The sequence below is a fragment of the Microbacterium sp. zg.B48 genome, assembly GCF_024623505.1.
GTDB lineage: Bacteria > Actinomycetota > Actinomycetes > Actinomycetales > Microbacteriaceae > Microbacterium.
In genome coordinates, this window is the sequence record NZ_JANJFE010000007.1 from 95,983 (window position 1) to 109,139 (window position 13,157).

At 71.9% G+C, this 13,157-nt stretch carries 11 protein-coding genes; 9 read left to right on the forward strand and 2 right to left on the reverse strand.

Going from position 1 to position 13,157, the window contains the following annotated elements:
- Positions 1-10: 10 nt before the first annotated feature.
- Positions 11-1,018 carry a LacI family DNA-binding transcriptional regulator gene (locus NQ152_RS06495; RefSeq protein WP_257523423.1) on the reverse strand — a complete coding sequence of 336 codons (1,008 nt, stop codon included), beginning with the start codon at positions 1,016-1,018 and terminating at the stop codon, positions 11-13.
- A gap of 139 nt (positions 1,019-1,157) precedes the next feature.
- On the opposite strand from NQ152_RS06495, the gene xylA reads away from it, so the two are divergent.
- The 5 genes from xylA to NQ152_RS06520 all read left to right on the forward strand — a co-directional run bounded on the left by xylA (position 1,158) and on the right by NQ152_RS06520 (position 6,708).
- Positions 1,158-2,348 (forward strand): xylose isomerase, encoded by a 1,191-nt coding sequence (gene xylA / locus NQ152_RS06500; protein WP_257501404.1) that lies wholly within the window; start codon positions 1,158-1,160, stop codon positions 2,346-2,348.
- 101 nt (positions 2,349-2,449) lie between these two features.
- Positions 2,450-3,754, forward strand: coding sequence for a xylulokinase (xylB, locus tag NQ152_RS06505; protein ID WP_257523424.1), 1,305 nt, complete (start codon positions 2,450-2,452; stop codon positions 3,752-3,754).
- 277 nt (positions 3,755-4,031) lie between these two features.
- A complete protein-coding gene (locus NQ152_RS06510; protein ID WP_257523425.1) occupies positions 4,032-4,892 on the forward strand; it encodes a transposase in 861 nt (286 codons plus the stop codon).
- 131 nt (positions 4,893-5,023) lie between these two features.
- Positions 5,024-6,226 carry a cation:proton antiporter gene (locus NQ152_RS06515; RefSeq protein WP_257523426.1) on the forward strand — a complete coding sequence of 401 codons (1,203 nt, stop codon included), beginning with the start codon at positions 5,024-5,026 and terminating at the stop codon, positions 6,224-6,226.
- Positions 6,223-6,708, forward strand: a complete 486-nt coding sequence (locus NQ152_RS06520) for a glutaminase (RefSeq protein WP_257501408.1) — start codon at positions 6,223-6,225, stop codon at positions 6,706-6,708. Before NQ152_RS06515 ends, NQ152_RS06520 begins: the two co-directional genes overlap by 4 nt.
- A 1-nt stretch (position 6,709) precedes the next feature.
- On the opposite strand, the gene NQ152_RS06525 is transcribed toward NQ152_RS06520, so the two are convergent.
- The gene (locus NQ152_RS06525) at positions 6,710-7,453 is read right to left on the reverse strand and encodes a GMP synthase (protein ID WP_257523427.1); all 744 of its coding nucleotides are present in this window, start codon (positions 7,451-7,453) and stop codon (positions 6,710-6,712) included.
- A gap of 133 nt (positions 7,454-7,586) precedes the next feature.
- On the opposite strand from NQ152_RS06525, the gene NQ152_RS06530 reads away from it, so the two are divergent.
- The 4 genes from NQ152_RS06530 to NQ152_RS06545 all read left to right on the forward strand — a co-directional run bounded on the left by NQ152_RS06530 (position 7,587) and on the right by NQ152_RS06545 (position 13,045).
- On the forward strand, positions 7,587-8,204 hold the full coding sequence (locus NQ152_RS06530; RefSeq protein ID WP_257523428.1) for an RNA polymerase sigma factor: 618 nt from the start codon (positions 7,587-7,589) through the stop codon (positions 8,202-8,204).
- Entirely contained in the window at positions 8,194-8,664 is a 471-nt protein-coding gene (locus NQ152_RS06535) for a hypothetical protein (protein WP_257523429.1), read from the forward strand. Before NQ152_RS06530 ends, NQ152_RS06535 begins: the two co-directional genes overlap by 11 nt.
- A 56-nt stretch (positions 8,665-8,720) precedes the next feature.
- Positions 8,721-10,490 carry a S8/S53 family peptidase gene (locus NQ152_RS06540; protein WP_257523430.1) on the forward strand — a complete coding sequence of 590 codons (1,770 nt, stop codon included), beginning with the start codon at positions 8,721-8,723 and terminating at the stop codon, positions 10,488-10,490.
- A gap of 65 nt (positions 10,491-10,555) precedes the next feature.
- Complete coding sequence (locus tag NQ152_RS06545; protein ID WP_257523431.1) at positions 10,556-13,045, forward strand: CHAT domain-containing protein; 2,490 nt, start codon at positions 10,556-10,558, stop codon at positions 13,043-13,045.
- Positions 13,046-13,157: the final 112 nt, after the last annotated feature.

Here is a 13,157-nt window from a genome sequence, read left to right on the forward strand (position 1 = left end):
GGCCGTCCGATCAGCCCAGGTGGCGGGCGGTGCTGCCGCGCACCACCAGGTGGGTGGCCAGATCCATGCGCAGCGTCTCCACCTCGGCGCCGTCGGCCAGGCGGAGGACGAGGCGCGTGGCCTCTTCGCCCATGCGCTTCAGAGGCTGATGCACGGTGGTCAGCTGCGGGCTCATCCAGCGGGCCAGCGCGATGTCGTCGTAACCCACCACCGACAGGTCGCTTGGCACGCTGAGCCCGGCCGCGGTCCCCGCGGCGATGACGCCCAGCGCCTGCAGGTCGCTGCCGGCGAAGATCGCCGTCGGGGGGTCGGGCAGGGCCAGCAGGTCCCGCCCATGGGCTTCGCCGCCGCCCGGATGGAAGTCGCCGAAGCGGATCCAGGTCGGATCGATCGGCAACCCGGCCGCGTTCATCGCCGACCGGTAGCCGTCGACGCGGGCCAGCGAGCACATCATGTCCTCCGGCCCGGTGATCGCCGCGATGCGGCGATGGCCGAGCTCGATCAGGTGTCGCGTGGCCATCAGGCCTCCCGACCAGTTCGCCGAGCCGACCGAGGGGACCTCCGGTGAGGGGTCGCCGGCGGGATCGACGATCACGAACGGGATGCCGCGGGAGCGCAGCTTGTCGCGGTGCGGGGCCGCGATGTCCGAGAACACCAGCACCACGCCGGTCGGGCGGCGTCGCAGGACGCCGTCGATCCACTCCGGCGCCGGCGAGTGCCGATCTCCGCTCACGGTCAGCACCACCGACAGCCCGGCGGCATGGGCGACCTCTTCGACGCCCTCGATGACCTCCATCGACCAGCTGCTCTCCAGCTCGTGGAAGACCAGTTCGAGGATGTCGGTGCGCTGGCTCACCCGGCGCCGCGTGTAGCCGTGGCGGGCGAGGTGCTCCTCCAGACGGGCGCGCGTGCCCGCCGCGACGTCGGCGCGGCCGTTGAGGACTTTCGACATCGTGGCCAGGGACACGCCCGCTTCCGCCGCGATCTCGGCGAGCGTGACGCGCGTCGGAGCTTTCATATCTCGATCCTACGTTCCGCGGGCCGAGAGTTTCGAAGTCGTCCACGCAAGATTCCGTCGATTCACCGCCGATGTCGGTGGACGCGGCATCCGATCTGCGATAGGTTGTCGTACGCAACAATTTCCGCGAAGGAGCGTCATGCCCACCCCCACACCCGCCGACAAATTCTCGTTCGGACTCTGGACAGTCGGTTACAACGGCACCGACCCGTTCGGTGGCCCGACCCGGCCCGCCCTCGATGTCGTCCACGCCGTGGAGAAGCTCACCGAGCTGGGCGCCTACGGCCTCACCTTCCACGACGACGACCTGTTCGCCTTCGGCTCGACCGAGGCCGAACGCCAGAAGCAGATCGACCGCCTCAAGGCTGCACTGGCCGACACCGGCATGATCGTGCCGATGGTGACCACCAACCTCTTCAGCGCCCCCGTGTTCAAGGACGGCGGATTCACCTCCAACGACCGCGACGTGCGGCGCTTCGCGCTGCGCAAGGTCTTCCGCCAGCTCGATCTCGGCGCCGAGCTCGGGGCGAAGACCTTCGTGATGTGGGGCGGCCGCGAGGGCGCCGAGTACGACGCCGCCAAGGACATCCGCCAGGCGCTGGAGCGCTACCGCGAGGCCGTCAATCTGCTCGGGGACTACGTCACCGACAAGGGCTACGACATCCGCTTCGCCATCGAGCCGAAGCCGAACGAGCCCCGCGGCGACATCCTGCTGCCCACGCTGGGTCACGCGATCGCGTTCATCGACTCGCTCGAGCGCCCGGAACTGGTGGGGCTGAACCCCGAGGTCGGGCACGAGCAGATGGCGGGTCTGAACTTCGCCGCCGGCATCGCGCAGGCGCTCTACCACGGCAAGCTCTTCCACATCGACCTGAACGGTCAGCGCGGCATCAAGTACGACCAGGACCTCGTGTTCGGTCACGGCGACCTGCACAATGCGTTCGCGCTGGTCGACCTGCTCGAAAACGGCGGTCCCGGCGGCGTGCCCGCCTACGACGGGCCGCGTCACTTCGACTACAAGCCCAGCCGGACCGAGGACGAGCAGGGGGTATGGGATTCGGCATCCGCCAACATGCGCACCTACCTGCTGCTGAAGGAGCGCGCCGCGGCATTCCGCGCCGACCCGGAGGTGCAGGAGGCGCTCGAGGCCTCGAAGGTCGCCGAGCTGTCGATCCCGACGCTGAACGAGGGCGAGACCTACCAGGACTTCCTCGCCGACCGCTCCGCGTACGAGGACTTCGATCCGTCGGCGTACCTGGGCGGCAAGGGCTTCGGCTTCGTCCGTCTGCAGCAGCTGGCCACCGAGCATCTGCTCGGCGCGCGCGGCTGAGGGCGGTTCACCCGCGTGACAGGGTCGGTGTCCCACTCCTGCATGCCCGGCACGGCGTGTCGCATGCAGAAGTGGGACACCGTCGAAGGGGAGGGTGAGCGATGACGCTGGTCATGGGGGTCGACTCGTCGACGCAGTCCTGCAAGGTCGTGGTCACGGATGCCGAGACCGGCGCCGTGGTGCGCGCAGGCCGCGGCATGCACCCGAACGGCACCGAGGTGGACCCGGCCGCCTGGTGGAGCGCTCTGGAGTCGGCCATCGGCGCCGCCGGCGGACTCGCCGATGTCGCGGCGTGGGCGATCGGCGGACAGCAGCACGGCATGGTGGCCCTGGATGCCGCGGGCCGCGTGATCCGCCCGGCGCTGCTGTGGAACGACACCCGCTCGGCGGCGGCGGCCTCGGATCTGATCGCGCAATTCGGAGCCGAGGCGCTCGCGGAGCGCACCGGACTGGTGCCGGTCGCGTCCTTCACGATCACCAAGCTGCGCTGGCTGCGCGATTCGGAGCCCGAGAACGCCGCACGCGTGGCCGCCGTCGCGCTGCCGCACGACTGGTTGACCTGGCGGCTGCGCGGGTTCGGCCCCGCGGGGGAGTCCCCGCTCGGGCCGGTGCTCGACGAGCTGGTCACCGATCGCTCGGATGCCTCTGGCACGGGCTACTGGAACCCGGCGACCGGCGGCTACGACCGTGAGCTGCTCATCGCGGCACTCGGACATGACGCGATCCTGCCGCGCGTGCTCGGCCCCGCGGAATGGGTGCTCGATGACGCCGGCCGCAGGGTCGGCCCTGGCGCCGGCGACAACGCCGGTGCCGCGCTCGGCCTCGGCGCCGGGCCCGGCGACGTGGTGGTCTCGATCGGCACGAGCGGGACGGTCTTCGCCGTCAGCGACCAGCGCACCGTCGACCCGAGCGGCACGGTCGCCGGATTCGCGGACTGCACAGGCCGGTTCCTGCCGCTGGTCGCGACGCTGAACGCCGCGCGGGTGCTCGACGTGGTCGCCGGCCTCCTGGCCGTCGACCACGCCGAACTCAGCCGCCTCGCCTTGGCCGCCGAACCGGGCGCGCACGGGCTGCGCCTGGTCCCGTATTTCGAGGGGGAGCGCACGCCGAATCTTCCGGATGCCACGGCATCCCTCACCGGCATGACCCTCGCGTCGACCACCCGCGAGAACCTCGCCCGGGCCGCGGTCGAGGGGATGCTGGCCGGCCTCGCGGCGGGCCTGTCCGCGCTGCGCGGGCTGGGCGTCCCGCTGAAGCGTGCGCTGCTGGTCGGGGGCGGCGCCCAGTCGGAGGCGGTGCGGACGATCGCTCCGCAGGTGTTCGGCATCCCCGTCGACGTCCCCGCACCGGGCGAGTACGTCGCCCTGGGCGCCGCGCGCCAGGCGGCGCTCGTCGTCCGGGGCTGAGCCGGCGTCCGCAGCCCGGCCAGCTCCTGCCGGCGAGTGGCCCTGCGCGGAGGGTCCTGTCGGCTCGCCTGTCGCAGCGTGCGGGGCGCGCCGGCGTGTTGTGACAGGCGAGTGGCCCTGCGCGGAGGGTCCTGCCGGCTCGCCTGTCGCAAAGTGCAGGGCGCACCGGCGTGTTGTGACAGGGGAGCAGTGGGGGAGCGGGGCGTCCGGGGACGGCGACGGGGCGGGGGGAGCAGGGATTCTCGCGCTCGGCGGGGCTGCCCGACAGAATGGTCCCGTGTCCCCCTCCGCCGACGACCCTGCCGCCGACCAGGCGCAGCTGGACGCGATCGCCGCGGAGCTGTACACCCTGCCCCCCGAGGAGTTCACCGCGGCGCGGAACGCGCGCGCCGCGGCATCCGATCGGGCCCTCGCCGCCCGGGTGAAGGCGCTGCGCAAGCCGACCGCGTCGGCGTGGGCCGTCGATCTGCTGGCGCGCGACGGGCAGCTCGGCGAGGCACTGGAGCTGGCCGGTGCGCTGCGCGAGGCGCAGGACGACCTGGACGCTGCCGAGCTCGGGCGACTGAGCCGCCAGCGTCGCGCGCTGGTGACGGCGCTGGCCACGCGCGCGGTCGAACTGGCGCGCGATCGGGGCGTCGCGGTCAGCGCGTCGGCCCGCACGGACGTGGAGAAGACTCTCAACGCGGCGGTGATGGATGCCGCGGCCGCCGCGGCCGTCATGACGGGGCGCCTCGTCCGTCCGCTGGAGGCCGGCGGCTTCGAGGCCGTCGACGTATCCGACGCCGTCGGGGGGAGCCTGCCCGGCGTCCCGGATGCTCCCGCTCCCACCCGAGACGACCTCGCCGAGCGCCGGGCGCGCAAGGCCGCCGAGCGCGCCCTGCGCGAGGCCGAGCGTGCATCGGGGGAGGCCGAGCGTGAGCTCGCGCGGGTGGAGGCCAAGCTCGCGAAGGTCCGCGAGCGCGGCGACCTGCTACGGGAGCGGATCCAGGATCTGCGCACCGAGCTGGCTCGGCTCGAGACGGATGCGGACAAAGCCGACGACGAGGCGGCGCGCTTGGATCAGAAGCGCTCCGACGCCGCGTCCACAGCGCGCGCGGCGGCTCGGCAGGCCGACCGGGCACGTGAGTCGCTGGAATGAGCGCGCGTGCGACGAGCGCCGATAAAAACCCGGAGGCGACGGCGCGCACCGGTCTCGACCGCGCTCGTCGCGGTCGAGGCACGACCCCCCGCCGCGCTGACGGTGGCACCGCCGAGTCGGTACGGTGAAGCGTGGACCAGCTCGAGCCGACCCTTCTCGTCATCCCGCTGCTCGCCGTGCTGGCGCCGCTGTTCGCGCGCAGCCTGAGCAGATGGGTGCGGATCCCGATCGTCGTGTTCGAGCTCGTCCTCGGCATCCTGGTGGGTCCGTCTCTGCTGGGCTGGGCCGTGCCGTCGGACTTCGTGGCAGCGCTGTCCGAATTCGGGTTGGCGATGCTGTTCTTCGTCGCCGGATCCGAGATCGAATTCGCGGCCTTCCGGGGCCGCAGCGGGCGCGCCGCGGCGGGAGGCTGGCTGATCAGCCTCGCCGCCGGCGTGGCACTGACCTGGATCCTCTTCCCCGGTGAGATCGCCATCGTCATCGGCATCGCGCTGGCCTCCACGGCACTGGGGACCATCCTCCCCATCCTGCGCGACGCCGGTGAGCTGCGCACCCCGTTCGGTCGCGCGATCGGCGCGATCGGTGCAGTGGGCGAATTCGGGCCGCTGATCGCGATCTCGCTGTTCCTGGGCAGCCGCGATCCGGGGATCGAGTCGGTCGTCCTGCTGGTCTTCGGCCTGGTGGCGGGTCTGGCGATCTGGATGGCGTTCCGGATGCCGACAGGCGCGATGCACCGCGCCGTCAACGCGACGCTGCACACGTCCGGTCAGTTCGCGATCCGCGTCGTGTTCCTGATCCTCTCCGCCCTGGTCGCGCTGAGCGTGGTGCTGGATCTGGATCTGCTGCTGGGCGCGTTCGCCGCAGGCATCGTGTGGCGCCTGCTGATGCGCGACGCGAAGGAAAGCGACCGCAGGGCCGTCGAGAGCAAGGTCGAGGCGGTCGCCTTCGGGTTCCTGGTGCCCGTCTTCTTCATCTACACGGGCGTCACCTTCGATCTGGCCTCGCTCATGGAAACCCCCGTGCTGCTGGCGGCCGTGCCGCTCGTGGTCGTCGCGCTGTTCCTGGTGCGCGGGCTTCCGTCGATGCTCGCCGCACCGGCCGGCTCGACGCGGCGCGACCGCTTCGCCGTCGCGTTCCTCGGCGCGACCGGGCTGCCCATCATCGTCGCGGTCACCGGAATCGGTGTGGACGAGGGCATCCTGCCCAGCGCCGCGGCGGCCGTGCTGGTCGGTGCCGGGATGCTGTCGGTGCTGCTGTTCCCGCTCATCGCGATGAGCCTGCGCGGCGAGCGGGCCGTCCCCGCAGCTGCCGAGCTGGAGGACGACCGCGTGTGAGTACGGGCGCGCTCATCCAGGACGCACGGTCCCGTCTGGCCGGTGCGCCGCAGGAAGCCCTCGGTGAGCTCATCTCGCCCCGGCGGCTGTTCGGGGTGGGCAGGTCGGCGCGCATCGTCCGCCGTGGCGCCGCCTGGCACCTCGGGGTGCTGCTGGTCACGGACGACGCGGTGCTGGCCACCGGTGACATTCTGCGCGCACGGCGGGAGGTGCGGCGCGGCTTCACCGCCGAATCGCAGCGCCGCCGTGCCGAACTGGCCGCGGCGGCCGCGCTCGGCGGCATCGCGGAGGGGGAGACCGTGCACATCGGGTGGCAGCTGCTCGATGCCGACGCGGTCGATCGGGGCGAGGCATCCGGTCCGCTCCAGCTGCGCGACGGCACGCCGAGTGTGCGCTGGAGCGCCGCGGGCGGTTTCATGCCGCTGGCTGCATACCTCGACGAGCGGGTCGACCTGCTGCTGCACCCGCCGGGGGGCGCGTAGGTCAGGCCGGGCCGAACGCGCCGGCGAAGGCGCGCAGCAGCCGTGTCGGTTCGGTGACGGATGCCGCCAGCACACGGCCGGCGACGGTCTCATAGTCGTTGGCCGGGAAGTAGCCGTCGTCGCGATAGACGGCCATGCGCTCGGTGAACGCCCGGGTGGTGGGCTCCGGGTGGAACTGGGTCGCGTAGAGGCGGTCGCCGACCCGGTACGCCTGAACCGGGGACGCCTTGTTCGTGGCCAGCAGCGTGGCGCCGGGCGGGACCTGCCCCGACCCCTCCTTGTGTGCGGCCAGGGCGGTGAACCGGCGGGCGAGCGATCCCAGCAGCGGATCCCTCTCCCCCTCGACGGTGAGGTCGACGAGGACCGGTCCGGTGTCCTCGCGGTAGGCGCGGGTGACCTCGCCGCCCAGCAACCGCGTCACGATGCCGATGCCGTAGCACGTGAACAGGGCTGCCGGACCTGAGGAATCCATGGTCGCGGCTGCGATGCGCTCCAGATCGGCTTCGAGCCGGCGCTGCACGTCCGTCTTCGAGGACTCCGGATCCGTCACGTTGAACGGACTGCCGCCGACGAAGAACCCGCTGTACCGCTCGAACGTGTCGGCCGGGAGCGGGTCCCGGACCAGGTCGAGCGGGACCAGCTGCGATGCGTCGAGCCGCGCACCCACGCGGAAGGACTCATACTCCGCCGCCGCCGCCCCCTGCTGCGGACGCACGCACACGTACAGAAGCGGCGCCGTCGTCATGGCGTGAGTCTAGACGCGGGTCGGGCCGATGCGGCAAAAGCGCCGTCGCGGTACGCAATCCGGAGCGCACGGCGGCGCGATGTATCAGGAATGCTCCTTTCGCGCTCCCCCCGGAGTGGACACAATGGGCGCTATGACGCACGAGAGCGCCGAAGCCTCGGTCGATTCCGCCGAGCCGACGCGGTGGGAGCGCGCTGCCGCGCTGTTTCTGAGATGGCGCAGCGGTGACACGCGTGCGATGGACGAGCTGGTCCGGCTGATGACCCCGATGCTGTGGCACGTGGTCCGCGCCTATGGGCTGGACCGCGCGCTGGCCGAGGACGTGGTGCAGACGACGTGGCTCACCTTGGTGCGCCGGCACGCATCCATCACCGAGCCCCAGGCCGTTTCGGGATGGCTGACCATGGTCGCCCGTCGTGAGGCGTGGCGGGTCGGCAAGCTTCATCGCCGAGCGGACCCGACCGAGATGGAGAGCCTGGAGCCGCACCTGCCCGCGCGCGAGTCCGCCGAGCAGACCGCCGCCACCGACGACGAGTCCCGTCGCCTGTGGCTGAGCGTGGGCCGGCTGAACGAACGGTGCCAGCGCCTGCTGCGCATCGTGGCCTTCGAGGAGCGCCCCGACTACGCGCGCATCGCGCAGGACCTGGCGATGCCGATCGGCTCGATCGGGCCGACACGGCAGCGGTGCCTCGCGAAGCTTCGCGCCGTTCTGCACAGCGCCGGATGGGAGGAGGATTCCGATGCAGACTGAGGACTTCGCCGCGGATGCCGCACTGTTCGCGCGCATGCGCGCGATGTGGCAGGACGTCGATCCGGTTCCGGCCGACCTGGTCGATCGCATGGTCGCGACTGTGGCGGTCGAGGACCTGTCGCGCGAGTACGCTCTGCTGACGCTCGTGGAGGCATCCCAGCTGGCGGCGGTGCGGGGCGAGGCGGACACCGCGACACTGCAGTTCAGCGACGGCACCACCAGTGTCCTCGTGCACGTCACCGTGGCCGAGGACGGCTCACGGCGCATCGACGGCTGGGTGGATGCCGCGGCCCTGGCGATCCGTCTGCGACAGGGTGAGCGCGAGTGGAGCACCGAGGCCGGTGAGCACGGCCGGTTCGCGTTCGAGAACGTGCCGCCGGGCGTCTGCCGGCTGCGGCTCGTCGTCCGCGCCGCGGATGACGAGCTCCGGGAATTCCAAACCCCCCAGTTCGAAGTGTGACCCAGCGGATGCCGAGGCCGGGCGCCCCGGCATCCCTTCTGTGAAAGGCGTGACGTATGGCTGATGAGCCCCGGATCCGACCATGGCGAGAGCGGGAGGCCGCCGGCGAGCCGCGGGGGCTCGTCCTGGACCCGAAACGCGAGCCGGTTCCCGGGCTGCAGGCCTTCGCCACCGCCTACGTGCCCGGTCACCTGCTGATCTCGGGTGATGCGCAGGAGGCGGGAGAGCTGCTGGCCGAGGCGGGAGCGGAGCTGGGCTGGGAGATCGAGTCCGAGCCGATCCGCCGTCAAGATCAGGCCGGCGGCCGGTTGACGCGCGCTCGCATCGTGCAGGCGCCCAAGGTCGTGCGCGACGACGAGCCGGTCCCTCCGGTCGATGCCTGGCGTCTGCTGCAGCAGGCGCGTCGCAAGGCGATCGAGCAGCAGCGCGCGGCGGAGGGCGGGACCAAGCGGCCCCCGTCGCGAGGGCGGTCGCGGGAATCGGGCGAACGGCCACCGTCGGAGGAGCGCGCTCGGATCAAGAAGGAGATCTCCTCGGATGCCTCCAGGGATCTGGAGAGGCGCCGCGAGATCGCCGCCCGCGGCGAGGTGGACGGGGGGGATGACCCCCGGCTGCGTGGGGTGGGGTTGGATCACGTGCTGACCATCGACCCGATCGGGGTCAACCCGCACGGCAGGACCAACCCGCACGGTCGGACGAATCCGCACGGTCGGACCAACCCCCACGGGCAGACGAACCCGGCCGGCATCGACGGATACGCCTATCCGGGCACGGGCGGGCTCGAAGTCGTCACCTATCTGGGCCCCCAGCCCGCCCGCCTGCAGCCGGTCGCGAAGAACGGGCGACGGCCTGTCATCGCGTTCGTCGACACCGGCTGCGGCACGATCGCCGGCTGGCTTCCGGCCGGCGCAGAGACCCCGGATGACATCGTGCGCCGCGCGCTGAAGTGGCCGGACAGCAAAGGCGGGGTGATCGGCATCGACGATCCGGACACCGACCCGGAGGTGTACGGCGACCAGTCCGGCCCGCTGGACGGGTTCCTGGATCCGGCTGCGGGGCACGGCACCTTCGTGGCGGGCATCCTCCGCCAGGTGGCACCGGAAGCGAACCTCATCTCGATCCGAGTCGCCGACAGCAACGGCACCGTGATCGAGAGCGAGTTGATCGATGCCATCGAGGATCTCGCGGAATGGGCCGCGGCGGGAACGAAGTCCGACCCGCACCACATCGACGTGCTGAACCTGTCGCTGGGGTATTACCACGAGACACCTGAGGACGGCCGATTCAGTGTGCGCCTGCACGAAGCACTCTGCCGGCTGCGCGCCCGGGGGTGCGTCGTGGTGTGCTCGGCAGGCAACGACGCGACCGACCGGCCCACCTTTCCGGCCGCGCTGTGGGCGGGAAGCGACGCCGAGCTCAACCTCCGCGAAGCCGGCGGGCTGGCACGCCACCTCGCGGTGGGCGCGCTGAACCCGCAGAACACGTCCGTGGCGCTGTACAGCAACATCGGCGAGTGGGTCACCACGTATGCGCCGGGAACCTCGGTGGTCAGCGTGTTCCCCCACCTGGAGGGGGGCGTGCAGTCCGGTTCGAAGAACGACCGCCTGCAGCGGCGCAGGCAGAGCCTGGACCCGGATGACTACACCGGCGGCTTCGCGATCTGGAGCGGGACCTCGTTCGCGTCCCCGTTCGTCGCCGCCACGATCGCCAGGGAGCTGGGGGAATCGCTGATGGCCGGCGGCAAGCTGGGCACGGGCGCCGCGTCGCCCGTCCAGAAGGCGCTGATCGAGGTCGACGCGATCGACAAGTCGCGCAAGACCGGGTAGCCCGCGAGCGCATCCCGATCACCGGCCCGGTCGCGCGCACGCGCGCGGCACGCCATCATGGCTGAGTGGGCCCGACGGCGGGGGATCTGTACGAGCGTGGCGTGCTGCAGGCGAACAGGGGTCGCTATGCGCTTGCACGTCGCACGCTCGCCGGCGCCGCGCAGAAGGCGACCGCCGCGGGCGATGTCGAGCTGGAGGCACGGATCGCCGGCACGTCGGCGTACGTTCTGGCTCGACTGGGCGACGTGGACGCCGGCGAGAAGCTGTGTCTGGACATCCTCGCGCGCGGCGGACTGTCCCCGTCGACCGTCGCCCAGCTCCATGGACAGCTGGGGGCCCTCTCCCTCGAGCGCGGACGGCTGGATGACGCCGCCGACTGGCTGGGCAAGAGCATTCGCGGACTGGCCGATTCCCCGGTGCGTCAGGCCAACATGCGGCTCAACCGTACCCTCGTGGACATGCAGCGGGGCCGCCTCGGCCCGGTCATGGCCGACCTCGAACTGGCCGAGACCGCGTACCGCGACGCCGGGTTGCGCGACGAGGTCAATCTCACCATCCACAATCGCGGATATGCGCTGATGCTGGCCGGCGACCTGGTCGCCGCGCTGCAGACCATGCAGTCGGTGCGGGAACCGCTCGACGGGGAATCCGAGCTGTGGGCGGCCATCAACGAACTCGATCGCGCCGAGGTCCTGCGCGAGGCGGGCCTGGTGACCGAGGCCGAGCGCAGCCTGGAGAGCGTGTCTCAGGCCTTCGGACGCCATCGTGCTCCTCGTGAGCGCGCCACCGCCGAATACCATCTGGCCCGATCGCTGCTCAGCCACGATCCGGAGCGGGCGGCCGTGGCCGCATCGGCGGCGGCGCGCCGTTTCGCCGCGCTGGGCAGCACGGGCTGGGCGGTGCGGGCGGAGGCGCTCCTGCTGCGCGCCCGACTCGCCGTCGGGCGCATCGACCGTGCCGGCACCCCGGTGCGGGTGCCCCGCCGCCTGCCCACCCCCACGGTCGTGGCCGAGGTCGTCGGCGAGCTCCGCGCGCAGGGCTTCCACTCCGAGGCGGAGGCGTTGCGTCTCACGGATGCGCTTGCTCGCATCCGACGCGATCAGACTGCGCCGCTTCCCGGCGTGCGCATCGACCGGAGGACCCCGCTGGAGGCGGCGCTGCTGGCATACGAGGTGCGTGCGGCGCGCGCGGCGGCCGCCCGGCAGGAGTCGGACGCGCGCCGCCACGCCGCGCGCGGTCTGGACCTGCTCGATCGAACCCAGCAGGCTGTCGGCAGCCTCGATCTTCAGGTCTCGGCGGCGATGCGCGGTGCTGGGCTGATCACGACCGGGCTGTCCTCCGCGCTCCGCTCCGGGCGGCACGATGTGATCTTCGACTGGGCGGAGCGCGCGCGCCTCCTGAGTCACCCGATCATCCCGGTGCGCCCGCCGCCGGATCCGGGAGTCGCGGCGGACCTTGCGGAGCTGCGCATCCTGCGCAGCGCCTCGCCGGACGGCGAGTGGCCGGCAGGCCCGCGTGCGGCGCTGCTTCGGGACCGTGCGCGGGAACGGCAGTGGTCGCGCACCGGCGCCGGTGAAGCACGCACCCGCGCATCGCTGGCGGAGGTGCGCGAGAGCCTCGCCGAGGATGTGCTCCTGTCGTATGTGTTCGACGGCGTGCGACTGGGGGTGCTCGTCGCCTCGCGCGCGCGCGTGCGGTTCGTCGCGCTGGACTGGCCAGGTGTGCGCTCTGCCCTCAGCGGCCTGCGCGCCGACCTGGACGTGTCGGCCACCGTCACGGCCGGGCCGATGGCCGCGGTGGTCCGCGCCGGCCTGGAAGCGCGCCTGTCCAGCCTGTCGGCACTCCTGGTCGACCCGGTCGTGTCGATGCCGCGTGGCGACAGCCGCATCGTGCTGACCGCGCCGGGCGTTCTGGCCGGAGTGCCGTGGATGATGCTGCCGGGCCTGCGCTCCCGCGTCCTGACGATCGCCCCGTCGGCATCCCGGTGGGTGCGGGACCGCTCTCGTGGGTGGCACGTGCCCTCGTCCGCGGGTTTCGCAGCCGGCCCGCGGGTGGCTCGGGGGGAGGAGGAGGTCACGGCGGCCGCATCCGCCTGGTCGGATCCGCGGCTGCTGCGCGGGGAGCGGGCGGTGGTGGCGGAGGTCGTCGACCTGGCATCCCGCGTGGACGTGCTGCACATCGCCGCGCACGGCCGGCACACCGCCGACAACCCGCTGTTCTCCGGTCTGGAACTGGCGGACGGAACGCTGTTCGGCTACGACATCGACCTCGTGCCGGAGCTGCCCGCCACTGTGGTGCTCTCGGCGTGCGAGGTAGGCCGATCCTCGGTGCTGTGGGGTGAAGAGGCGATCGGGATGACCCGCGTCTGGCTGCACGCGGGAACCCGCTGCGTGATCGCCGCGCCGGTCATCGTCGCGGATGACGTCGCGTGCGAGCTTCTCGGGGCGATGCACGAGGGCCTCGCGGCCGGTGAGCCGCCGAGTGCGGCGCTGGCCGCGGCATCCGAGCGCACCGGGATCATCGCGCCGTTTCAGGCCCACGGGTCGGGTTTCTGAATCTGCGGCGCGACCTTCCACTCCGATGCATCAGGCCACTCCGATGCATCAGGCCACTCCGATGTATCAGGGCGGAGGATGCCGGCTCTTGATGGGTAGAACGGCACACGCA

Coding starts and splice junctions, on each gene's coding strand:
- NQ152_RS06525 (WP_257523427.1), bottom strand. CDS start 7,453: ATGACGACGGCGCCGCTTCTGTACGTGTGCGTGCGTCCGCAGCAGGGG.
- NQ152_RS06530 (WP_257523428.1), top strand. CDS start 7,587: ATGACGCACGAGAGCGCCGAAGCCTCGGTCGATTCCGCCGAGCCGACG.
- NQ152_RS06540 (WP_257523430.1), top strand. CDS start 8,721: ATGGCTGATGAGCCCCGGATCCGACCATGGCGAGAGCGGGAGGCCGCC.
- NQ152_RS06495 (WP_257523423.1), bottom strand. CDS start 1,018: ATGAAAGCTCCGACGCGCGTCACGCTCGCCGAGATCGCGGCGGAAGCG.
- xylA (WP_257501404.1), top strand. CDS start 1,158: ATGCCCACCCCCACACCCGCCGACAAATTCTCGTTCGGACTCTGGACA.
- xylB (WP_257523424.1), top strand. CDS start 2,450: ATGACGCTGGTCATGGGGGTCGACTCGTCGACGCAGTCCTGCAAGGTC.
- NQ152_RS06535 (WP_257523429.1), top strand. CDS start 8,194: ATGCAGACTGAGGACTTCGCCGCGGATGCCGCACTGTTCGCGCGCATG.